The following is a 25431-nucleotide window of genomic DNA, read 5'->3' as shown; positions in this document are numbered from 1 at the left end:
ATGGAAAAAATAAGTATAATCATTCCAATCTTTAACGAAGAAGAAAATATTGATCATCTCGTTTATGAAGTAGGATCATTTTTCCAAAAGGAGACGAGGTTTACTACTGAAATCATTTTTGTGAACGATGGCTCTACAGATGATAGCTTGTCCAGATTGAAGAAAGCTCACCATCATTCCTATACCTATAAGATTATCAGTTTTTCCAGAAACTTTGGATCACACGCTGCTTTGAGGGCAGGGATCCAGAAAGCTCAAGGGGATTATATTACTTTCATATATGCCGATCTTCAGGATCCCCTTACGTTGGTAATTCAGTTGTATAATGAAATGAAAAATAAAGCAGTAGATATTACCTGGGCTTTTAGGAATTCAACGGCCGCAACTAAATGGGAGAAATTTTTTTCTTCTGCTTATGCCTCATTGATGCGGAAATATGCTGTTTCTAATTTCCCGAAAAAGGGATTTGATGTAGTGATGTTTAGCACAAAAATAAAGGCGTGCTTAGACCAAAATGTAGAGAGCAATTCTTCCATTTTTATCCAGATCTTAAACCTGGGTTTTAAGCAGGCAAATATTATTTATGATAAGAACGAAAGGCTTTTAGGTACATCAAAATGGACAATATCGAAGAAAATTAAACTTTTTATTGATTCCTTCGTGGCGTTTTCCTTTGCTCCCATCCGCCTGGTTTCTGTAATTGGCATCATTTTTTTTCTATTAGGTATTCTTTGGACAGGATATATAATTATAAGAACAATAATTTTTAATGATCTGGCTATGGGATGGCCGGCATTATTATCGATACTGATGATTGGATTTGGGATTACCAATATTTCTTTAGGGATTATTGCAGAGTACCTATGGCGCACCCTGGATGCCAGCAGAAAAAGACCAGTGTTCGTAATAGATGAAATTGTTGGGGAAGTAACGCAGGAAAAATCGGTTCAGGAATACTTATCTATATCAAATAAATGACAAGGTCAATTATATATATCCTGCTTTATGCAACTTTTAACGTCGCAGGTGCCGCATTAATTAAATGGCAGTTGAAAGGAAGAAGTCTGGAAACCATAAATGAGTGGTTAAAACTAATGCTGAATATCACTTTCATTGGAGCTTTTCTCCTTATAATTCTCTCGGCACTTGCCTTTTTCAAAGCCTTGTCCACCAATAATTTCTCTATTATTATTCCAATTGCCACAGGTATAAATTTCATCATGACGATTGCAGTAGGATATTATCTATTTCAGGATAAGCTTTCTCTACTCTCCATTATTGGTTTCATTTTAATAATTAGTGGGATTGTCCTTCTAAGCCTAACTAATCAAGCCCATGCATAACAAAATAGATAAAAGCAGAATTTTAATTACCGGTGGAGCCGGTTTTATAGGATCTCATTTAACCGACAGGTTGCTGGATGAAGGATATTATGTAACAGTATTGGATAATCTTGTAAATGGATCTCTGGAAAATCTTAAAGATGCTTGCACCCAGGATCGATTTATTTTTATTGAAGGAGATATCCTGGATCAGGAAACATGTGAAGAAGCTCTTTTAGGAATAGATTATGTTTTTCACCTAGCTTGTTTGGGGGTACGAAATTCTATTCACAGTCCTTTTATGAATCATAGGGTAAATGCTGAAGGAACTCTCAATATTTTAGAAGCCAGCAGAAAAAATAACATAGAACATTTTTTCTATATCTCTACTTCTGAAATTTATGGACGCACTACAGATTTTCCAATTACTGAAAGTGCTCCCACTAATCCTATTACAGTATATGGAGCGAGCAAACTTGCTGGGGAGCATTATACAAAGGCTTACAATGAATGTTATAATTTACCAGTAAGCATATTGAGGATTTTTAATAATTATGGGCCCAGAGCGCACTATGAAGGAGATGCTGGTGAAATAATCCCCAGAAGCATAGTCAAGATTTTATATGATGAGCAGCCAGTTATTTTTGGCGATGGAAGTATTACGCGGGACTTCTTTTTTGTAAAAGACACTGCAGCAGCATTGGCCGAATTTTTAAAAATCGCAGAAAATGGTGACCAACAAAAAATTTTAGCAAAAACATTCAATATAGGTACGGGAGTAGAAATAACTATGAAGGAATTGTTGATGAAACTTCTCCATACCATGGGTAAGGAAAAATTGGGAATAAACTTCCTTCCGGATAGACCTGCCGATGTGCCAAGACTGTGGGTAGATGCCCATAAATTTAAAAACTTTACAAATTTTACCCCCAATTATTCCTTTGAGAAAGGTTTAGAAGAAACGGTAGATTATTACGTGAAAAAAGTTAAACAAAATAATTTATTAGTTGAAATAGAAGATTTAAACTGGATAAAAAATAAAATATGATACCTATAGCTAAACCTTACTTGACCGAAGAAGAAGCACAAGCTGCTTATGATACCATCCTTTCCGGATGGATCACCCAGGGTCCTAAAGTTAAGGAATTTGAAGAATTATTCGCCGGTTATACAGGGGCAAAATATGCCATTGCAGTCTCTAACTGTACTACAGCATTACATTTATCTATGATCGTCTCCGGCATTGGCCCTGGAGATGAAGTTATTTGCCCTTCTATGAGTTACATAGCAACGGCAAACTCCATAAAATACGTGGGAGCGATACCGGTTTTTGCCGAAGTGCAGCCATTAAATTACAACCTCGATCCTGAGGATGTTGAAAAAAGGATTACAACTAAAACAAAAGCTATCTTACTTGTACACCAAATAGGTATGCCTGCAGATATCGATGCTTTTAAGAAATTATGCGACAAATATGATCTGAAATTGATCGAGGATGCTGCCTGTGCTGCAGGCTCTGCCTATAAAGGTAAAAAGATCGGTTCTCATTCGGAACTCGTATGCTTTTCTTTCCATCCCCGCAAAGTGATCTCTACAGGTGATGGTGGGATGATAACAACAAACAGGAAAGACTATTACAATAGATTAAAGCTTTTGCGCCAACATGGAATGTCAGTAAACGACCGGGTTAGGCATGTATCAGATAAAGTAATTTTTGAAGATCATTTAGAGGTCGGATACAACTACCGTATGACAGATATACAGGCCGCTGTAGGAATTAAGCAATTGGAGAAGCTGGACTGGATCGTGGAGGAGCGAAGAAAAATTGGCGCTATATATAATGAAGCATTTAAAAATATAGAGTTTATAAACTTGCCTATAGAGAAGGAGGGCTATTTTAGCAATAATCAATCTTATAGTGTTTACTTAAAAGAATCTTGCCCTATAGACAGGAATGACCTTATGCAAAAACTTTTGGATGAAGGAATTGCCACCAGGAGGGGGATAATGACAACTCACAGGGAAACCGCTTATAAAAAAATTCAAAAGGATATAAATTTACCGGTTTCCGAAGACCTGCAGGATAGATCGATTATTTTGCCCCTATATGTTCCAATGAAAGATTTTGAAATTAAGTATATAATTAGAAGTTTTATCGAATTAATTCAACCAGCAAATGTTGGAATGGAATCTCATTATTAAAATGGTAGTATCATTTAATGTTAGAGGATTCATGAATATCTGAAGCAAAGATAAACATGAGAGATTTTATTGAAACTTTAAATATAGGTTTACCCTCCAAAAAATTAACAGAATGGAGTAAATTAGTATTTTTAACTGGGGCTTCCCAAATTGGAATTCAGGCGGTTGGTTTTATCTCTGGTATTTTAATCATTAGATTTTTACCTTTAGAGGAATATGCACTTTATACCCTTGCAAATACAGTTTTAGGTACAATGATAATTCTGTCTGATGGTGGAATTTCTACAGGGATAACATCAATAGGGGGTAAGGTTTGGAAGAGCAGGGAAAAGCTTGGTTCGGTTTTATCTACAGGTCTTCATTTGAGACATAGGTTTGCTATTGGAAGTTTAATAATATCATTGCCAATTTTGGCATATCTCCTTATCCAACATGAAGCTTCCTGGTTGACTGCGCTATTAATATGTCTAGCGATAATTCCAGCATTTTACGGCAGTCTGTCAGATTCTCTTTTAGTAATAGTTCCTAAGCTGCATCAATGTATTCTTCCCATACAACGAAATAGTGCTAAGGTGGAACTTGGTCGTCTATTTTTAATCTTTACTTTTATAATTATATTTCCATTTACATACATCGCATTATTAGCGAATGGAATTCCAAGACTTTTAGGTAATTTTAAGTTAAGAAAAATTGCAAACCCCTTTGCAGATCCATCAAAGCCTTCTGATCCCAACGTGGAAAAAGAAATTTTATCCATAGTAAAACGGATTATGCCAGGGGCAATTTATTTTTGTATATCTAGCCAAATAACTATTTGGGTTATTTCCTTTTTTGGTGAAACAAGTGCAGTGGCTCAAATTGGAGCTCTGGGTAGGTTGTCAATGCTTTTAGTCCTAATTCAGTATTTGATAGGGACATTTATAGAGCCTTCCTTTGCGAAAATGGAGCTCGATAAAAAAATAATAATTAAAAGGGCAATTCAGGTATTCGTTTCTCTTTCAATCCTTGTATGTCTGGTTGTTTTTGCCGTTTTTATGCTCTCCGAACCTGTATTGTGGATATTAGGCAATAACTATTCAGATTTAAATTATGAGCTTGTATTAAGCATTACAGGTGGTGGTTTAGCTTTGCTTGGTAATACGGCTGCTATTCTTTATTTGAGTAGGGGTTGGGTTTTGAATCCAATGATTCTTATTGGAATTAGCATAGTGTCAATTGCACTAGGTGCAATCCTTTTTGAACTGTCAACCCTTCAAGGAGTGCTCTTATTCAATATCTTTTTGGCTGTGATACAGATTTTTCTACACTGGATTTATTTCGGTTATAAAATTGTAAAAATTGAGGATTGAGTTCTCTATAGACTTTAAAATTAGATGAAATATTACTTTTATGTTTTCACAAAAATTTTGCGATATTTATGAAAACCACTGTTATTATTCCGAGCTACAATCGACCTGAATTTTTACAGGAAGCGATAAAGTCAGTTTGGGCGCAAACATGTTTGCCCGATGAGATTATAATTGGAGATGATTCAAATAACGACGATACTGAAAGGCTAGTAAATGAAACTCTTATTGAGAAGAGTCCAGTGCCAATTAAATATTTTCATCATAAACCAGCTTTAAAACAAACAAAAAATGTAGATTTTTTAATGATGGAAGCCTCTTTTGATTTTTTATTGCTGTTACACGATGATGATTTATTAATGCCAAATTGTATTGAACTACTTAAGGAACCTTTAATTAAACATCCAAAAGTAGTTGCAAGTTTTGGGAATCAATATTTGATAAAGGAAGACGGATCTATTATAAAGGATAGTGATAAGCATCTAAATGAAAAATATTATAGGACACCAAATAGAGCTGGATTTGTAAATGGGCAATGGGCAGCATCAGTTCAAATGCTCCCCAATAATGCTTTTTTGATGCGTACCAAAGAAGCACAACAAATTCGATATTACGATGAAGGCAGAGCTGGGGATGCGGTGGATTTCTATTTTGGATTTCGTTTAGGAAAAGATCGATTATTTTTTTGGGTCAATGAGGTCACTTCTAAATATAGGGTAGGACAACCCTCTATCACAGGGTCTGGATCGGTAGAATTTATGTCCTGTATTGTTAAAATTCTATTTGAAGATTTACCTCCAAAAAAGCTTAAAAGTCTGGCTATAAATAAAAAGATAAGAGATTTAATGAATCCGGCGATAAGTGAAGTGATAAGGGGTGGGGATAAAAAAACGGCAATTAAATGGATATTTTCTTCATATTATAACGTCCTGACATTTAGAGGTTTTAAACGCTTACTAATGATTATTAATCCATTTTAAACATTGAAAATTCTTTTTATTTGTGGATGTTTAGAGCCTGGCAAGGATGGGGTAGGAGATTATACTCGCAGGTTAGCTGGTGAACTAATTAAAAACGGTCACGAGATAAATATGTTATCTCTCAATGATCATTTCCTCTTAAAAGATAATTATTTAGAACAGGTACAGGCTTTAATACCAGTTATAAGAATTCGATTGGGAAAAAATAGAGTCCAGACTTTGGGTTTGGTGAAAAGGAAAATTGAAGAATTGGATCCGGAGTGGTTAAGCTTACAATATGTACCATTTTCTTTTCACTTAAATGGCTTGCCGTTAAAACTGGCTCATAAGCTTTCCAGACTAGCAAAAGGTAGGTGCTGGCATATTATGTTCCATGAATTATGGGTTGGAATAGATAAGGAAGCGAAATTCAAACACCTGGCCCTTGGCACTCTTCAAAAGTTCATTATTAACTCTATGGTGAAGACTCTTAAACCAAAGATAATTCATACCCAAAGTAATGTTTATTTGCAAAGGTTGGATGAAATGAACTTCACAAATACGGGTATTCTTTCCTTATTTGGAAATATTCCGGTTACAAACAATGGGGAAGTAAAAAAACGGAACTCCAGCTCTATTTCACAGGAATACGAAATGGTGATCTTTGGGACCATTCATCCGGGTGCACCTTTAGAAGATTTTGTCCAGGACGTGGTAAACTTTTCAAAAAGAATGAATATCAATCCTATATTGACCTTGATAGGAATATGTGGTAATGAACAGGAAAGGTTAATAAAAATTTGCCTCAATGCAGGTCTGCCTTTGAGGGTTTTGGGTGAACAATCCCCCGAAAAAATTTCGCAAACTCTGGCACAAAGTTCTCTTGGAATATCTACAACACCATTAGGTCAAATAGAAAAAAGTGGAACTGTAGCTTCTATGCTGGAACATTCCTTACCCGTTATTTGTGTGGCTCGATCCTGGACTCCCAAAATAAAAACTAAAGTAGAGACACCTGCGGGTATTTTCCAATATAAAACAAGCCAGTTTGAAACCTTTTTTCTTGTCAAGAAAAAAAACAAACAAAGTACAAGTCTTGCGTTAGTCGCAATAAAATTTGTTTCTTCCTTATATTCAGTTAATTAAATGCTAAGTACTATGCGTATTATTTTGTCACATCCTACGAGTAATGAATTTAACAGAGCGGCAGCTTTGGGTTTCTACAAAGCGGGTATATTATCTGAGTTTCATACGGGAGTTGCTTCATTTCCGGGCACAATTTTAGATATGGTAGGCAAGCTTAAACCCTTTAACATAATAGGCAGGAGAAGTTTCGATGGACTATTAAAGCCAGTTACCCATACAAGGCCCTGGTTGGAAATAGGTCGTAATATTGCCTTAAAAGGAGGCTTTTCCTCAATTACGAAACAGGAGAGCGGTAAATTATCTATGGATGCCGTTTATAGAGACCTAGATAGGTATGTATCTGCAAGGATTTCCAGACCAAAAAATAATCGTTTTGATGCGGTCTATTCCTACGAAGATGGAGCAATTTTTTCATTTCGGGAGGCAAAAAAGCATGATTTAAAGTGTTTTTATGATCTGCCTATTGGCTATTGGCGTTCTGCCCGAAAACTACTAAAACCCGAATTGAAAAAATGGCCGGAATGGGCCTCAACTATTTCCACTTTTAATGATTCTCTCGTTAAATTGGCGTCCAAAGATGAAGAACTTGAGCTTGCGAACAGAATAATTGTTGCAAGTAGTTTTACTGCCAGGACATTAAACGATTTCCCGGGTCAACTGGCTCCCATTTCTGTTATACCTTATGGTTTCCCAGACGTTTTAAAAAATGAAATTGAGAAAGAATATAATATACATAAACCATTAAAACTGCTCTTTGTAGGGGGCTTATCCCAGCGAAAGGGAATTGCAAATTTGTTTACAGCTGTTGATAAACTTTTACCCCATGTAAGTTTAACAATAGTGGGCCGTAAAGTTACAAGTGATTGTCAGGCACTGAACAAAGCCCTATCAGGCCACACCTGGTTTCCAAGCCTTCCTCATAAAGAAATTCTGAGCCTAATGAGAAGCCATGATTTATTAGTCTTCCCATCCCTATTTGAAGGTTTCGGATTGGTTATCACCGAGGCAATGTCTCAGGGAACACCTGTTATCACTACAGATCGTACTGCGGGACCAGATCTTATAAGAGATGGTGAAAACGGTTGGTTGGTGGAAGCTGGTTCTACCCAAGCCCTGGTAGAATGCATATCGAAGCTTCTGGAAAAACCCTTAGTGATTAAAGAAGCTGGTAAAGCTGCTATGGAAACTGCTCGCTGCAGACCATGGGAAGTTTATGGACGCGAACTTGCAGAAGCATTACAGAGAGGATAAGATTAAAAGATCACTAAACTCTTATGGGAATTCAATATAATAGCATCTCTTCAAATGAAGTAATTCAGGAGGCAGTAAAACCAATCAATATCACAATATTAAAAAATGGGGTATGGATTTATTTTTTTCTTTTGATCTTTGAAGGTGCTTTGAGAAAATGGGTTTTGCCGGGTCTATCAGAACCCTTATTGCTTATTCGGGATCCGTTGGCACTTTGGCTTATGTTTAAAGCATTTAATGCTAACGTCTGGAAGCCGAATTTATTTGTAAAAGCTATGTGGTGGGTTTCGATACTCTCGCTGAGTTTGGCTCTTTTGACAGGTCATGGAAACCTGACAGTGGGAATATTTGGCTTTAGAATAACAGCTGTGCAATTTCCGCTGATCTTTGTAATAGGAGCAATTTTCAATAAAAAGGACGTAATTAAGGTAGGGGAAGTAATGCTCTGGCTTAATATTGGAATGACCATATTGGTTGCTGCTCAATTTTTTAGCCCACAGTATGCTTTTATTAACCGCGGAATTGGAGGTGATATAGAGGGTTCCGGGTTTAGTGGAGCAGCAGGCTTTTTTCGTGTTCCCGGAACATTTTCCTTTACTAATGGCCTGGCTTTCTTTTATGGTCTTACCGCAGCATATTTATTCTATTTCTGGATTGCCCCTAAGACTATTAAAGGATTTAAAATTTTATTGGTCTTTTCTACACTAGCCTTATTAATAGCAATTCCTCTTAGCATTAGCAGGACCGTCCTTTTCGAAATAGCAGTGTCAATGGTATTTATGATTGCAATCTTTAGAAAAAAACCAAAAATAATTGGCAGAGTTGCCATAACTATTAGTGCTGGATTGATATTATTTTTGGGTATTAAAAGCTTTTCTTTTTTTGAAACAGCAACTCATGCTTTTTCAGAACGATTTACATCAGCCAATAAAACAGAAGGAGGTCTGGATGGGGTATTTATCGACCGCTTTCTGGGAGGTATGTACGGTGCTCTTACTCAGGAAAGATTACCATTCTGGGGAATGGGAATGGGCATGGGTACTAATGTTGGGGCAAAGATCCTTGTAGGTGATTTCAAGAAATTTTTAGTTGCCGAGGAAGAGTGGGGGCGAATCGTAGGAGAATTGGGAGTATTATTGGGAGTCATCCTTATTTTAATTCGAGTTAGCCTGGTTATTCATTTCCTTAGAAAAGCATGGAGTTCAATTAGTACAGGAAATTTGCTGCCATGGATGATGCTTAGTTTTGGTATGTTTATGATTTTGCAGGGGCAGTGGGCGCAACCTACCACATTGGGTTTTAGTGTATTTGCAGGAGGATTGATAATAGCATCTCACCGTGAAAAAAATGAACGATGATTTTATTCAAAAAAGATACCATTTTTTAACCTATTGAAGATATTCAACCTGAGTTGTTCAATGATAATACTCATATGGTTTGGATGAATAAAAATTTGTTAGCCAATCATCATGAAAATAATATTAATAGGCAACTATCCGGGAGACAGTCAGGAAAGTATGATCAGGTATTTAACTGCCCTTAGGGATAACTTGATAAGCAATGAAGTGCAGGTAGAGATTATTCAACCAAGATCATTTTTTGCGCCCCACAATAAAATAACAACCGGTGGATTGCTAAAATGGTTAGGTTATATCGATAAATATTTAGTGTTTCCTATAATTTTAAGGATAAAAGTGTTGCAAGAATTGAAAAATAAAAATGAAGTTGAAGATGTCTTTTTCCACATCTGCGACCATTCCAATTCTATGTATCTTAAAGTTCTTCCAAAAAACGGAAGTGGAATTACTTGTCACGATGTCTTAGCTATTGAGGGTGCTTTAGGCTTTGAAGAGGCCAATTGTAGAGCTACCAGAACTGGGAAAATTCTTCAAAACTGGATTTTAAAAAATTTAAAAAAGGCAAAAATATTAACTGCGGTATCTCATAATACGATGGAACATTTGGCAAAACTCTGTGGAGTTGAAAATGGTTCAAACTCTAATTGGAGAGTAATTCATAACTCATTTAATTCGAATTTTTGGCCAATGGATAAAAATGAAAGTAGAAAATTTTTGAATGCAATAAACTTTCCTGAAGGATCTTTTATTCTACATGTTGGATCCGGACTCCCAAGAAAAAATAGAAGCTTACTTTTAAAAATGGTCAATTCGTTGGGAGATAGATGGAAAGGGAATATTTGTTTTGCAGGAGATCCTCTCGATGAGGACTTTTCAAAAAATGCGAAAAATTATGGAATCTGTAATCGCGTAAAATCAGTTCCTAGGCCAGACCATCACACCCTTGTTGCATTATATAGTTCTTGTGAGGCTTTTATTTTTCCCTCCTTTTCTGAAGGATTCGGGTGGCCATTAATAGAAGCCCAGGCATGTGGAGCCGCGGTATTGGCCAGCTCTATTCCAACTCTGCACGAAGTAGGAGGAGAGGCAGCTATTTATGCAGATCCATATAAACCTGGAGAATTTGCTGAAGGTTTTATAAATCTAATACAAAAGAAAAATAAGAAAAAACTCATAGCACTTGGCTTTGAGAATTGTAAAAGGTTTGAAAGCCAAAAACTTATAAAGGATTTCATTCGCCTTTACAAGAAGTAATTTATGATATGGATAAAATAAAAAAAATTCTTCTGTTTTTTATGCCCTGGTATTTAAGGCGCAGAGCATTGATAAAATGGTTTGGATATGATATTCACCCTACCAGCAGGCTGGGATTTTGCTGGGTATTTCCACGTGAATTAGTTATGAAAGCCCATTCCAGAATAGATCATTTTACTGTTGCAATACATTTGGACAGAATAGAAATGGAGGAAAATTCCAGTATTGGACGTAGTAATTGGATAACAGGTTTTCCATCCGGTACCTCAAGTAGGCATTTTCAGCATCAAACCACACGGACGTCTGTTTTAATGTTAGGAAGTAATAGCTCGATAACAAAGCATCATCATCTGGACTGTACAAATTTAATAAGAATTGGGAATTTTTCTACCATAGCAGGATATCACACACAGATATTAACCCATTCCATTGATCTTCTGGAGAACATTCAGGATAGCAAGCCAATAATAATTGGAGATTATACTTTTATTGGAACTAATACAGTTATTTTAGGTGGTGCTAATTTACCCAACCACTGTGTTCTTGGAGCAAAATCAATGCTTAACAAGGTATATCACGAAAAATGGAAGTTATATGGAGGGGTACCAGCTCAACCGTTGAGGGATATTCCGAAATCTGCAAAATATTTTTCCCGGGTGGAAGGATTTGTATATTAAAGCCCCATTTTAAGATTGTTTTTACCGATTATTCTCACCTTAACAATTAGGTCTATTGTATGATTTCAACAACATCCCAAACAGTGATATGAAAAAGGCTAAGGATGTTTTAGAAGATAAGACTTACTTGGAATTGAAAGGTAAAAAAGAAATATGATGAAAGTAATTCATTTCATAGGTTCCATTGATAAGAATACCGGTGGAACTGCTACCTATATTAAGTTATTGTCTGCAGAGTTGATAAGGTATGCAGATCTGGTAGTTGTAACATCAAGAACTTCCAATCCTTTAGAATTAAAAGGCGTGAAAGTGTATGAATTGGATTTAGGCTTATCAAGATGGTGGTCCCTCAAAAAAGATTTTGAAAAAATATTAATAAGTGAAGAACCAGATATGGCGCATATTAATGGAATTTGGGATCCACAAAACTGGCTATTTCAGAAGGTATGTATCAACCAAAGAATAAAGGTTCTTTTATCTCCCCACGGGATGCTGGAGCCGTACATTTTAAAACGAAATTATTTGAAGAAAAGATTAGCCCTTTCATTATATCAAAAAAAGGCTATACAATCTGCGGATTATTTACATGCTACAGCTTCAGCAGAGTTGAGTCAAATAAGAAAATTAGGATTTTCCTGTCCGGCAATGATAATCCCAAATGGGATAGATGCATCTGAAGTTATACAAAAGAGCGACTTTAGAACCCAAGAAATTGAAAAAAATATTCTTTTCTTATCACGAATACATCCCAAAAAAGGAATTGAAATTTTAATTGAGGCAATTAACTTTCTTAACGATCCAAATCTGAAAATTACCATTGCAGGAGAGGGTGAAGCAACTTATATAAACAAGCTTAAAAATCTTTGTATTGAAAAAGAAGTAGATCACCTTTTTAATTTTGTAGGTGGTGTGTACGGTGAAGAAAAATGGAAACTTTATGCACAGGCAGATCTCTTTGTTCTACCAACCTATAGTGAAAATTTTGGAATTGTAATAATTGAAGCTCTGGCAGCAGGTGTGCCGGTCATTACAACGCAAGGGACCCCCTGGGAGGAATTAGTGGTGAACAAATGTGGTTGGTGGATTGATTTGAGTGCTCCAAAATTGGTGGAAACTATTAGAGAAGCATTGGCATTATCTCAAAAAGACAGAGCTCAGTTTGGAGAAAATGGAATACGATTAGTACAACGAAAATACAGAATACAGGCTGTCGCTCAAAGAACTTTTGAATTTTACAAAAATATAGTGTCAACAGAGGTTGGTTCCTTTAGATATACAAATAATTAATAGAAAATGTTATCAGTTAAAATTTCAAAAAAGGTAAGAGTTGATTTATCAACTTATAATTCAGATTTTGGTTTTAAAAATAAAATTCTGAGGATGACATGGAACGGCTGCTATTGGATTTTATTCCGGCCATTTAATTTAAACTTGTTTAATGGCTGGAGAGCTGGCGTATTAAGGATTTTTGGAGCAAAGGTGGGATATAAAGCAAACATTTATGCCAGTGTAAAAATCTGGGCACCATGGAATTTAGAAATTGGTGACTATTCTAGCATGGGGCCTGGGGTTGATTGTTATAATCAGGGAAAAATAATCATAGGAAACAATACGGTTATTTCGCAAAAGACCTATTTATGTGCCTCAACTCATGATTTCACAATCTCCAATTTCCCTTTAATTGTCAAATTCATAGAAATTAAAGACCAGGTTTGGATTGCAGCTGCAGCTTTTATTGCTCCCGGAGTATCAATTGGGGAGGGCGCCGTTGTAGGAGCCAGAAGCGCCGTGTTCAAGGATGTAGCCGCCTGGGAAGTTGTGGGTGGAAATCCTGCATGCTTTATTAAACAACGTCAAATAAAGGAATAGAACATTTTTTATTTCTAACAAAATTGATTTATGGTCTCAGTTATAATTCTTACTAAAAACGAAGAGCAGGATTTGCCAAAATGTCTTAGCTCATTGCAGTGGACAGACGATGTACTTGTTCTTGATTCAGGGAGTACGGATGATACCGTAAAAATTGCCCGGGACTTTGGAGCAAGGGTAAGTTATAATAAGTTTACGAGCTTTGGAATGCAGAGGAATTATGCTTTGGAAAATCTGGAATTAAAATATGACTGGATTTTATTTCTGGATGCAGATGAAGTGGTTACACCGCCTTTTGAAAATGCTATTTTATATGCCATAGAAAATGCTGACCAAAGGGTGGCTGGATTTTACTGCTGTTGGAAAATGATGTTGGATGATACATGGCTAAAAAACTGTGATAATTTTCCAAAATGGCAGTTGAGAGTACTAAAAAAAGGACGAGCTACATTCACCGATTTCGGTCACGGCCAGAAGGAAGGGGAAGTTAAAGGTAAAATAGAATATATAAAAGAACCCTATTTACATTATAGTTTTTCTAAAGGATGGACCCAGTGGATAGCTAGACAAAATAGGTATTCTTCCCTTGAGGCACGTGACCGGATTGAAAAAAGACCACCCTTCAAGCACATATTCCACCGAAATTCGAGTCAAAGGAATCCGGCGCTAAAATCCCGCTTGAGCGATGTTCCAGGTTGGCCTCTATTGAGATTTCTCCATGCTTACATATTTAATGGTGGATTTCTGGAAGGTACTCCGGGATTCATTTATTGTGTTAATATGGGCTACCATGAATTTTTGATAAAAATAAAAATGAGGGAGTTAAGATTAAAAAGGAAAAAAAATACCGTAGCAATTTCAAATGCCACTAAAGAATCTGAAATCACTATTTCCTGAAACTAGAATCAGTAAATATTCTATCCATTTTCCTCTATTAATTCCTCTCATCGGGGTTTCAAAACTAAGTAAGCAATAGATCACCATGATTCACCATTAAAAAATGTACATCTAAGTCTAAATATTAAATCTGTTTAATATCGTTTTATGAAAAAAATTTTAGTAACCGGAGGAGCTGGTTTTATTGGCTCACATCTTTGCGAAAGGCTCTTGAAGGAAGGAAATGAAGTTATTTGCCTTGATAATTATTTCACCGGCAGAAAGCAAAATATTATCCATTTGTCTCATTACCCCTATTTTGAATTAGTAAGACATGATATAATTTCTCCCTATTTTATAGAGGTTGATGAGATTTATAATCTTGCCTGTCCCGCTTCGCCCGTACATTACCAGTACAATCCTATAAAAACAATTAAAACATCGGTTATGGGGGCCATCAATATGCTTGGACTGGCGAAACGTTTGAAGGCAAAGATCCTACAGGCCAGTACAAGCGAAATTTACGGTGATCCTGAAATCCATCCACAACCGGAAGGTTATTGGGGAAATGTAAATCCAATTGGTCCCAGATCCTGTTATGATGAAGGAAAACGCTGTGCAGAGACCCTCTTTATGGATTATCACAACCAAAACAACGTAAATATTAAGATAGTACGGATTTTTAATACTTATGGACCTAATATGAATCCCGGGGATGGACGCGTGGTTTCAAATTTTATTGTACAGGCTTTAAAGGGGGAAGATATCAGCATTTTTGGAAATGGAAAACAAACCCGTTCCTTTCAATATGTAGATGATCTGGTTGAGGGGATGCTTCGAATGATGGGAACCGAAAATGATTTTACGGGTCCTGTAAATCTTGGGAATCAAAATGAATTCACCATGCTACAACTAGCTGAAACTATCCTTGACCTCACCAATTCTTCCTCTAAGCTCATATTTAAACCTTTACCACAAGATGATCCCAAACAACGCCAACCAGATATTTCACTTGCAAAAAAATATCTGAATGACTGGGAGCCAAAGGTTCAGCTTAGCGAGGGATTGACCAAAACTATTGAGTATTTTGAATCTGAACTCAAAATTGGTCAAAAAACTAAAATGATTAGAAACTATTAATTTCATGATGCTCACCCATAACGCTCGGATGGATTACATCAAAATTCTTGATATTTCTTCCTTCGCCTTAGCTCGTGAGCTTAATCCCGGTTGATGGATTCCGTTAACCAAAGAATGTGTTTTTTTAAGGAAAATTTTACTTCATTGGACTGGTTTTTAGATTTTTTTTTTCTATATTTAAGAGACACTTCAGTGTATTTTTATTAAACACCCCATTCTCAGGCTTTCCCTACTTAAAAGCCTGAAAATATTGACCCCACCCATTTTTTTGATGATCTAAATTGTTTAAAGCTGTTGTGTTTTAGATTGTATCTCCCCCCTTTTTAAGGAATAATCTTTTGATTAATTATGATTTAACCAAAGTCAACTAGTTTCCTCAAACTTCTTGATTGGATTTCCATCTGAATATTTTACGAAACCGTAGAATGTGAGATGCTTATTTGAAAATTATTAATTATTAAATTTAGGAAATATGAAAACTTCAACTTCTCTAATCAGCTTTTTAGTTCTAGCACATTTACTTATTATCAACGGTATTTTTCTCTTGTTAGCAACCGAACCATCTTTGGATTACCTGGTGTTAATAAGCTATAATGTAGTCTGGTTATTTATAGCTTTCAGGATATGGAACTTTAGTTACCATAGGAGCCATGAGTCCAAAGGTTTATAATTTAGTTTTCAATTCAACTTAATTTTTAGGCATCGAATGAAATTTTCAATTATAACCATAGTTTATAACCGTGAGAAGTATATTTCCGATTGTATAGAATCTGTTCTAAATCAAACCTACAGCAATATTGAATATCTTGTTATTGATGGAGGTTCTTCCGATGGGACTCAACGAAAAATTGAACGGTATAAGGATAGGATTGATTACTATTCTTCTGAAAAAGATGAAGGGATTTATGATGCCCTCAATAAAGGTATTAAAAATGCAACAGGTGATATTATCGGGATTTTACATTCAGATGATCTTTTCTTTCAAGTGGACACAATAAGAAATATTGCAAATGCTTTTGAGTCCTCCAATGCCGATTTGGTATATGCTAAAGGATTGTTTGTGGATAAGGAAAATCCTGAAAAGATAAAGCGAATTTACCCTTCTAAGATTTTCAGGAAAAGATTCTTGTTATATGGCTGGATTCCGCTTCATACAACCATTTTTGTGCGCCGGGAGATTTTTGAAAAATATGGGATGTACGACCCTGGGTATAGCATTGCCAGCGATTATGAAATCTCGCTTCGGTGGTTCAAAAATGAACAGATTAAGAAATTATTCTTAAACGAGTGGGTCGTAAAAATGAGGTTGGGAGGCATAAGTACTTCCGTAAAATTACAAATCAAAAAATCGCGAGAAGATTTAAGCATCATCAAACTATATAATTTGAACGGAATATTTACCCTTGCCTGTAAAGTGGGAAGAAAAATTCCACAATACTTAATTCCACAGGTGTTAGGATCTAATCGTTTTATTTAAAACCTTATTTAAGGATTCGCTTTGCTGAAATAATCAATTATGAAACATTCATTGGAAAAATTTTCTCACACAGGAAAAAGTTTATATGGATGTTACATATGTCCGCTAAAAACAATAAAATAAACAGATGAAAGGCTCTTATTTTATTATGCCATTCTCTGTGGTAGCACATCTGGTCACAATTAATATTGTTTTATATTTATTAACACCAAATACATATTTAAATTTTACCGCTATTTTAGGATATAATGCATCTTGGATTTTTATTTCAATTGGGATGAATTTTTATTCGGTGGAAAGGAAAGAACGGTTTATCACTAAGTTTCATAAATTTCTAAGACATTATTTTATTTTCTGCCTTTCCTACGTTGCCTTCTTTGCAATTTTTGAGATTCAATTTTCAATTGGATATCAACTTTTTGTTCTAAGTTTTTTGCTTTTTCTTCTTGTTTTTTATCGTTGGTTTTTCTTTGCGGTTAGGAGGCTTTACCGTGTGGAAGGCGGCAACTTTGTGAATGTTGTGGTGATAGGAAAGGATAAAAATATTAGAACGATCAAGGAGATTTTTAAGGACCCAGATTTTGGATACCGATATAAAGGCTATTTCAACAATGAGTTATCAAATGAAACTGGCTATTTAGGCTCAGTTGAAAAAAGCTACGAATTTATTATGAACAATAATATTGATGAAATATATTGTTTGGTTTCTCAGGTGTCCAATGAAGAACTTCATAAACTTATATCCTTTGCAGATAATAATTTGAAGCGATTAAAACTGGTTCCTGATAATAAGGAGGTTTTCACCAGAGCCATGCAGGTGGAATTATTCGGAAATGTCCCTATTTTAAACCTTAGAAACTCTCCTCTTGAACAAAATTATGCGAAATATGGTAAACGTGGATTTGATATTATTTTCTCTTCTTTGGTAATCCTTCTAATATTATCCTGGCTTGTTCCACTTTTGTACCTTTTAACAAGAATGGAATCCAGGGATCCCCTGTTTTTCAAACAAATAAGACAAGGATATAACAAAAAATCATTTTGGTGCTACAAATTCAGGTCTATGAGAACCAACGAGCAATCAGACACAAAAATGTGCATTAAAAACGATTCCAGAATAACCCGATTGGGAAAGGTTTTAAGAAAAACGAGTATCGATGAATTGCCTCAGTTCATCAACGTATTCCTGGGGGAAATGAGCGTTGTAGGGCCACGTCCACATATGGAAACCCATACCCGGGAATATGCAAGATCTGTAGATAAATATCTCGTACGGCATTTTGCGAAACCAGGAATAACAGGCTTAGCACAAATTAAGGGATACAGGGGTGAAATCACCTGCAAAGCAGATATTGTTAACCGTACCAGGTTTGACATTTTTTATCTCGAAAAGTGGAGCCCAATAATGGACCTCAAAATTATTTACTATACTATTTGCAATGCAATTACCGGGGATGATAAAGCCTTTTAACCCCCTCATTCACACATTCTAATCTTAGCTTTTTTCATTAATCCTTATTATTTTTAATTATGAACATTATAAAATTTAAGAAATTTTTCCTGTTAGTTCTTCTTATGGTAATTATTTCCTCCTGCGTTTCCCGAAAAGAAATGGTTTACTTTCAAAATATAGAACAATTGAAGAAAAGTGAAAATCGTAGGAGTGGAAACAACCTTGAAATCCAACCAGATGATGTTTTAACAATTCGGGTATCTGCCCCAGAGCAGGAGGCTGCATTGCCATTTAACTTAACCAAATCTATTGCATCCCAGGAAAGAGTAATGGGGGAGGTAGAACTGGAGACTTATCTGGTATCCAACGAGGGGACAATTGTTTTTCCTGTCGTTGGCACAATAGAAGTCAAAGGCCTTACGAATATGGAACTGGCCAAAAAAATTCAGGACCAGATAAGTGAATACGTAAAAGATCCTATTGTAAACGTAAGAATCCTAAACTTCCAGATAAGTGTTTTAGGGGAAGTAAACAATCCCGGAACATTTTCTATTGAAGATGACCATATCACACTATCAAAAGCGCTTTCAATGGCCGGAGATCTTACAATTTTTGGCAAAAGAGATAATATTCTAGTCATGGGTGAAGACGGGGATCATAAAACATACGCTTATCTTGACCTCACCGATGCCAATACTGTTAATTCTCCTCATTATAATTTAAGGCAAAATGATGTTGTTTATGTAGAACCAAGAGGCACAAGAAGGCAATCTGCCGGTTCTACAGGCCTGGCATCTACTTACCTTTCCATTGTATCTGTTCTCGCGTCACTGGTAATATTAATAACTAGATAATTATGGTTTCTTCTAATAATAATTCCGGAAAGTCTCATCTTGAAAAAATCAACATGAGAAAAGAAATTAATCGTTATCTTAAAAACTGGCCCTGGTTTGTCCTATGTTCAGTGCTGGCTATAGGATTGGGGTATACCTATTTGCGATACACTACTCCTTTATATAATGCAAGCACAACCATTATAGTAAAAGATGAATCCTCAAAAGGTCCCGAGTCTGCCATCTATGCAGATCTTGGCCTATTAAGTGGAGTTGGCACTAAAAATATAGAGAATGAAATTGGTATTCTTCGATCCAGAAGGTTGATGAATAATGTAGTAAAATCTTTAGATATTAATATTCAATATTTTATTGAAGGGAAGGTTAATAAAATGGAGATTTATGAAATTATTCCCTTTAATCTCCAGGTTCTCAAGCTGGACGAACAAAAGTTAAAGGAAAGGGGAGGAGCTACATACGAGTTAAAAAAAATGAATGAAGATCTATATCAAATTAGGGATATGGCATCTGGCAGGATAGTTAACGCCAAGGTGGGATCTCCCGTAGATCTTGGAATTACTAGTATCGTGCTGGGACCAGGAGAGTTTGGTGAAGATTTTAATCAACCTATCATTATACAATTTACAGAAATAGAAAAAATCGCAGCTCATTACCGAAATCAACTTGGCTTTATCAAAGAAGATAAAAACTCAAATTTTATTGAACTTGTACTTGCAGATCCTGTAAAAGAAAAGGCCCGGGATATATTAGATCAATTAATTCTCGAGTTTAACCGATCTGCTATAGAGGACAAAAATCTCATAGCAGGAAATACCGCAAAATTTATCAACGAAAGGCTGGCAATTATAAATGGGGAGTTAGACTCTGTAGAGTCTGGGAAGGAAATATTTAAAGAACAAAACAGGCTCACAGATATACAGGCAGAGTCTAATATGTACATTCAAAATGCAAGTGAATACAATAAAAAACGGCAGGAGGTAGGAACCCAGCTTGAACTTGCAAATGCTATGTTGGAATATATCTCTTCGAATTCCAATAGCGACTTGTTGCCTACCAATTTGGGGCTCTCTGAAGGTGGCGTAAATGGACAAATAGACGAATATAATGACTTGGTGCTGCAGCGTAACAGGATCCTTTCCGGTTCAAGTGAGAAAAATCCTATAGTTATAAAACTTAACAGCCAGATAGGTCAAATTAAAGGAAATGTTGTACAGAGTTTAGGCAGGATGCGGTCAAACTTGCAAATAGGACAGGAGGATCTACAAAGGCAGGCTTCCAGTATTGGATCACAGATATTTGCAGTCCCTTCTAAAGAAAGAGAATACAGGGGGATTGAAAGACAGCAAAGTATCAAAGAAACTCTCTACTTATTTTTACTTCAAAAAAGAGAGGAGAATTCCCTTGCTATGGCGGTGACAGAACCTAAAGCTAAAATAGTAGACAGGGCATATTTTAATGAAATTCCTATATCACCCAATTCAAGAAGTATCTACCTCGGAACCGTTATTTTAGGTTTATTTCTACCGTTTTCAGTCATTTATATAAAAGGAATGCTAGATAATAAAGTAAGAAAGAGAACAGATATTGAAGCCTTTACATCAAGTATAGCTGTTGTAGGAGATATTCCACGGGTAAAAAGAACCCAAGAAATTATAACTTTGAATGACCGCTCGATGCTGGCAGAGTCATTTCGGATCCTGAATACAAACTTGCAATACCTTTTGGTAAACTTAAAACATAAGAAAGAGGCCAAAACTTTATTAATCACATCTTCTATAAAAGGGGAAGGCAAGACGTTTGCAGCAATAAACTTAAGTATTACCCTTGCCAATACCTTTAATACAGTTCTATTAATTGGTGCAGATCTTAGGAGCCCCAAGCTTCAGCCACTTGTAACTGATAAGGAAAAGAAATTGGGATTTAGTGATTATTTGGTGGATGAAGACCTGCTACTGGAAAGCCTAATAAAAAAATCTAATTTTCACACAAATATAGATGTCCTTTTATCGGGAAGTATTCCTCCAAACCCATATGAATTACTTAAAACAGAAAAAGTTGAGCTCTTGTTTGATCAACTTAAAAGTCAGTATGATTATATAATTATAGATACTGCACCTTCAATGTTGGTTGCAGATACCTTTGCTCTTACTCAATATGCAGACCTTATCCTATATATGGTAAGAGCAGGATACACGGAGAAAGAGTTACTTGAATTCCCGGTTCAGGCCAAGGAAAAAGGTACAATGAAGCGTGTATGTTTTGTACTAAACAATGTTAATTTGTCAAATCTTGGATATGGCAATAAATATGGATATGGATATGGGATGGATAAGAAAAATTTCTGGGAAAAATCTAAATTTCATAAAAGTTCCACGAATGGATTGGCCACTAAATCAGAGATTTCAATAATAGAAAAAGATATTAGAGCCTAAAATAATATTTATATGCAAATAAAAGTAAAAGGAAACTAATGAAGATTATTTATGATTGATAGATTTTATATTTAAATCTAGTCGCACGTGAAATAAAATTGATGTTTCTATCCTTTAATCTTGTCGCCACTTTAAGTTAAGTATTTTTCGCTAGTTCCCACCTATTAAATTTTGCCTCGTTTATAAACTTCCCTACCAAGGTTTTTATTCTGTAGGTCTTTGGCCCCTCCTCTTCTTAAGTCAATTTAAAATTTACAGTCATATTTAAATTTTGTCAACGTATTTAGCTATGAAAAATTTTTATTCAACCCTGGTTTCCAAGAGTCAATTTATATTACAATTTCTTGCCTACCTTATTTGTTTTTTCTCTTATGCAAATGTCAGTTTAGACCCGGATACTCCAAAGGAAGTGAGCGAAATTTTAGGAGGTCATTCAGATTATATCAACTGCCTGACTTTCAATGCAAACGGGGATAGTTTAGAAGTCAAGCAGGACAATCAAAAGAATACTTTTGATACAACGACTTCTTTTTCAGGATACCTAGAAAAAGGTTTAGAAAGAAGTGATCCAAAATTACAGACTGTTTTAAATTCTGTTTTAGCAACTTCGTATGGACCCGGAGGGCCAATTCTTATAATCAAATCATCTTCCAGGCCTTTTAGCAGTTATGCTGCTGAAATTCTTCTCGCTGAGGGATTGAATGAGTTCGCTACATCCGACATATCCGTTATATCTCCCGAATTGCTGAGCACTTATGACGTCATAATTATTGGTGAGATTCCCTTAACAGAAGAGCAAGTAACGATGTTAAGTAATTGGGCTGGTGCAGGAGGGACTTTAATTGCCTTCAGACCTGATGTAAAATTAGCACCTTTGATGGGTCTGACTGTTGCCGGAGGTACTTTGAATGACAAATACATTTTGATAAATACATCATCTGGCCCCGGAAAGGGTTTGGTTAGTCAAACAATACAATATCATAGCGCAGCAGATCTTTATAACCTCAATGGGGCAACAAGCCTGGCAACTTTATATTCAGGAGTGAACACTGCAACAACGAACCCGGCGGTAAGTATTAACAATGTAGGGGTCAATGGAGGAAAAGCAGTAGCTTTTACCTATGATCTTGCACGTTCAATTGTGTATACCCGGCAGGGAAACCCAGAATGGGCAGGACAGGAACGGGATGGGCAACCGGGCCCTATCCGATCCAACGATATTTTTTTTCCAGACTGGGTAGATCTTAATAAAGTAGCCATACCTCAGGCAGATGAGCAACAGCGACTTCTGGCAAATATAATAGTTCAAAATAGTCGCAAGCCAATGCCTCGCTTTTGGTACCTACCCAGGGGACTAAAAGCAGCGGTGGTGATGACAGGAGATGACCATGCAAATAATGGTACTACAGCGAGATTTAACCAATATCTGCAACTTAGCGAAGATAATAGTGCAGCAGCAGTGGCAGACTGGAGGGCAATAAGGGGGACTTCTTATATTTTTCTTAATACCCCTATTACGAATGCGGAAGCGAAATCATTCGAAGATCAAGGGTTTGAAATTGCCCTCCACTTGGATACCGGTTGTTCAAGTTTTACTCCTTCATCTTTTGATAATGATTTAACAAATCAACTTGCAGAATTTAAATTTAGATTCCCGAGTATTACAGCACCTACTACCAACCGCACCCATTGCATTGCCTATAGTGATTGGGCCACATCACCGAAATTAGGGTCAGGAAAAGGAATACGTCTAGATGCAAACTATTATTACTGGCCAGAGTCATGGGTACAAAATCGGCCCGGAATGTTTACGGGTTCTGCTATGCCTATGCGCTTTGCAGATTTGGATGGAACAATAATAGATTCCTATCAACTTGTGACCCAAATGACAGATGAATCCGGACAAAACTTTCCTTTTACTATCGATCAATTACTTGACAAAGCTTTGGGGCCTGAAGGTTACTATGGTATGTTTTGTGCAAACATGCATACAGATGCCGATTTTTCTGATGGCTCTGATAAGATTATAGCCTCAGCCAAAGCGCGTAATATACCTGTAATTTCAGCAAAACAGGTTCTTACTTGGCTGGATGGACGTAATGGATCCTCTTTTGGTTCTATTGGTTGGAATGAAAATAAGCTCAATTTCTCCATAAGCGTGGCTAGTGGAGCCCATAAATTGGAAGGAATGGTTCCTGCCATTCTAGGATCTATTCGGATAGTGGGGCTAACGGTAAATGGAGAACCAGCTACTTATAGAATTGAAACTATCAAAGGTATTGAATATGCATTTTTTTCAGCGATCAATGGGGAATTTGTTGCAACTTATGATGTTAATACCCCTCCTGCGGTTTCCATCACGGCTCCTGCCAACAATGCTACTTTTACTGCCCCGGCCACAATTGTGATCAATGCCACGGCCTCGGATACCGATGGTACTATAGCCAAAGTTGAATTTTTCCAGGGTACAACAAAGCTGGGAGAGGATTTGAGCAGTCCCTATAGTTTTAGCTGGAGCAATGCACCAGCGGGCACCTATTCATTAACCGCCAGGGCCAGCGATGATAAAACTGCTACCACTAATTCTGCAGCAGTAAATGTCACAGTAAATCCCGACCCGGGAGGCTTTGGGTGTCCGTGTACGGTATTTGAACCTACGACTGGTCCTACTAACCAACTTTATACTGATGGTCAGGCAGTGCAATTGGGCATGAAGTTCCGATCTTCTGAAAATGGTTTCGTCTCGGGGGTTCGTTTCTTCAAGCAGGCCGGCAACACAGGCACACATATCGGCCAGCTATACAGCAGAACGGGTAGCTTATTAGCACAGGCTACCTTCACCAACGAAACCGCTTCAGGCTGGCAGGAAGTGGCATTTTCCTCCCCCGTTGCCGTTACTGCCAATACGACCTATGTCATTTCTTATCACAGCGGCTCTGGTTTTTACTCTGCTTCAAACCCATTCTTCAACAGTGCGACGGTAAAAACCCCTCTTACAGGTTTGCAGAGTGGTACAGATGGCCCCAATGGCGTCTACAGGTACTCCGGCACCCCTGCATTTCCAAATCAAAACTATCAAAGCAGCAACTATTGGGTAGATGTGGTATTTAATACCTCTTCAGCTACCAATACCCCTCCTGCGGTTGCCATCACGGCTCCTGCCAACAATGCTACTTTTATTGCCCCTGCCACTATTGTAATCAATGCTACAGCCTCTGATACCGATGGTACTATAGCCAAAGTTGAATTTTTCCAGGGCACAACAAAGCTGGGAGAGGACCTAAGCAGTCCCTATAGTTTTAGCTGGAACAATGCAGCGGCAGGCACCTATTCATTAACCGCCAGGGCTACCGATGATAAAGCTGCGGTCACTACCTCTGCGGCAGTAAACGTCACAGTATCCGATTCTACCAATACCCCTCCTACGGTTGCCATCACGGCTCCTGCCAACAATGCTACTTTTATTGCCCCTGCCACTATTGTTGTTGAGGCTACAGCCTCGGATACCGATGGTACGATCAGTAAAGTTGAATTTTTCCAGGGCACAACAAAGCTGGGAGAGGACCTAAGCAGTCCCTATAGTTTTAGCTGGAACAATGCAGCGGCAGGCACCTATTCATTAACCGCCAGGGCTACCGATGATAAAGCTGCGGTCACTACCTCTGCGGCAGTAAACGTCACAGTGTCTGATCCCACCAATACCCCTCCTACGGTAGCCATTACGGCTCCTGGCAACAATGCTACTTTTACTGCCCCTGCCTCTATAGTTATTAATGCTACAGCCTCTGATACAGATGGTACTATAACCAAAGTTG

General features: G+C 36.9%; 20 protein-coding genes. All 20 read left to right on the top strand.

The genetic code is table 11. From position 1 onward, the window contains the following. On the top strand, positions 1-978 hold the full coding sequence (locus GILLI_RS09715; protein WP_006988937.1) for a glycosyltransferase: 978 nt from the start codon (positions 1-3) through the stop codon (positions 976-978). After that, complete coding sequence (locus tag GILLI_RS09710; protein WP_006988936.1) at positions 975-1343, top strand: hypothetical protein; 369 nt, start codon at positions 975-977, stop codon at positions 1341-1343. The genes GILLI_RS09715 and GILLI_RS09710 overlap by 4 nt, the downstream gene beginning before the upstream one ends. Further along, positions 1336-2370 carry a GDP-mannose 4,6-dehydratase gene (locus GILLI_RS09705; protein ID WP_006988935.1) on the top strand — a complete coding sequence of 345 codons (1035 nt, stop codon included), beginning with the start codon at positions 1336-1338 and terminating at the stop codon, positions 2368-2370. The genes GILLI_RS09710 and GILLI_RS09705 overlap by 8 nt, the downstream gene beginning before the upstream one ends. Then, on the top strand, positions 2367-3524 hold the full coding sequence (locus tag GILLI_RS09700) for a DegT/DnrJ/EryC1/StrS family aminotransferase (RefSeq protein WP_006988934.1): 1158 nt from the start codon (positions 2367-2369) through the stop codon (positions 3522-3524). Before GILLI_RS09705 ends, GILLI_RS09700 begins: the two co-directional genes overlap by 4 nt. A gap of 56 nt (positions 3525-3580) precedes the next feature. Further along, a complete protein-coding gene (locus GILLI_RS09695; RefSeq protein ID WP_006988933.1) occupies positions 3581-4873 on the top strand; it encodes an MATE family efflux transporter in 1293 nt (430 codons plus the stop codon). A gap of 68 nt (positions 4874-4941) precedes the next feature. After that, on the top strand, positions 4942-5850 hold the full coding sequence (locus GILLI_RS17730; RefSeq protein ID WP_006988932.1) for a glycosyltransferase family 2 protein: 909 nt from the start codon (positions 4942-4944) through the stop codon (positions 5848-5850). Positions 5851-5853: 3 nt separating this feature from the next. Further along, positions 5854-6975, top strand: coding sequence for a glycosyltransferase family protein (locus GILLI_RS09685; RefSeq protein WP_006988931.1), 1122 nt, complete (start codon positions 5854-5856; stop codon positions 6973-6975). 12 nt (positions 6976-6987) lie between these two features. Then, complete coding sequence (locus GILLI_RS09680) at positions 6988-8226, top strand: glycosyltransferase family 4 protein (RefSeq protein WP_006988930.1); 1239 nt, start codon at positions 6988-6990, stop codon at positions 8224-8226. 23 nt (positions 8227-8249) lie between these two features. Next, entirely contained in the window at positions 8250-9584 is a 1335-nt protein-coding gene (locus GILLI_RS09675) for a hypothetical protein (protein ID WP_006988929.1), read from the top strand. 348 nt (positions 9585-9932) lie between these two features. Then, positions 9933-10838, top strand: a complete 906-nt coding sequence (locus tag GILLI_RS09670) for a glycosyltransferase family 4 protein (RefSeq protein WP_217179249.1) — start codon at positions 9933-9935, stop codon at positions 10836-10838. Between the two features lie 8 nt (positions 10839-10846). Further along, entirely contained in the window at positions 10847-11515 is a 669-nt protein-coding gene (locus GILLI_RS09665; RefSeq protein ID WP_006988927.1) for an acyltransferase, read from the top strand. A gap of 153 nt (positions 11516-11668) precedes the next feature. Continuing rightward, the gene (locus GILLI_RS09660) at positions 11669-12802 is read left to right on the top strand and encodes a glycosyltransferase (RefSeq protein ID WP_006988926.1); all 1134 of its coding nucleotides are present in this window, start codon (positions 11669-11671) and stop codon (positions 12800-12802) included. A gap of 93 nt (positions 12803-12895) precedes the next feature. Next, entirely contained in the window at positions 12896-13384 is a 489-nt protein-coding gene (locus GILLI_RS09655) for an LbetaH domain-containing protein (protein WP_245545620.1), read from the top strand. Positions 13385-13414: 30 nt separating this feature from the next. Further along, positions 13415-14281 (top strand): glycosyltransferase family 2 protein, encoded by an 867-nt coding sequence (locus tag GILLI_RS09650; protein ID WP_006988924.1) that lies wholly within the window; start codon positions 13415-13417, stop codon positions 14279-14281. A 147-nt stretch (positions 14282-14428) separates the two neighbouring features. Next, positions 14429-15400 carry a UDP-glucuronic acid decarboxylase family protein gene (locus tag GILLI_RS09645; RefSeq protein ID WP_006988923.1) on the top strand — a complete coding sequence of 324 codons (972 nt, stop codon included), beginning with the start codon at positions 14429-14431 and terminating at the stop codon, positions 15398-15400. A gap of 706 nt (positions 15401-16106) precedes the next feature. Continuing rightward, the gene (locus GILLI_RS09640) at positions 16107-16877 is read left to right on the top strand and encodes a glycosyltransferase family 2 protein (protein WP_006988921.1); all 771 of its coding nucleotides are present in this window, start codon (positions 16107-16109) and stop codon (positions 16875-16877) included. Positions 16878-17004: 127 nt separating this feature from the next. Then, entirely contained in the window at positions 17005-18348 is a 1344-nt protein-coding gene (locus tag GILLI_RS09635) for an exopolysaccharide biosynthesis polyprenyl glycosylphosphotransferase (protein ID WP_006988920.1), read from the top strand. A gap of 59 nt (positions 18349-18407) precedes the next feature. After that, positions 18408-19184, top strand: coding sequence for a polysaccharide biosynthesis/export family protein (locus GILLI_RS09630; RefSeq protein WP_006988919.1), 777 nt, complete (start codon positions 18408-18410; stop codon positions 19182-19184). A gap of 53 nt (positions 19185-19237) precedes the next feature. Further along, entirely contained in the window at positions 19238-21616 is a 2379-nt protein-coding gene (locus tag GILLI_RS09625; RefSeq protein WP_245545619.1) for a GumC family protein, read from the top strand. 289 nt (positions 21617-21905) lie between these two features. Then, on the top strand, positions 21906-25431 hold a 3526-nt coding region (locus GILLI_RS17725; protein ID WP_050855606.1), incomplete at its 3' end, for an Ig-like domain-containing protein.

Origin of the sequence: Gillisia limnaea DSM 15749 (assembly GCF_000243235.1) — a bacterium.
Taxonomy (GTDB): domain Bacteria; phylum Bacteroidota; class Bacteroidia; order Flavobacteriales; family Flavobacteriaceae; genus Gillisia; species Gillisia limnaea.
This window is presented reverse-complemented; position numbering and strand designations above follow the sequence as displayed.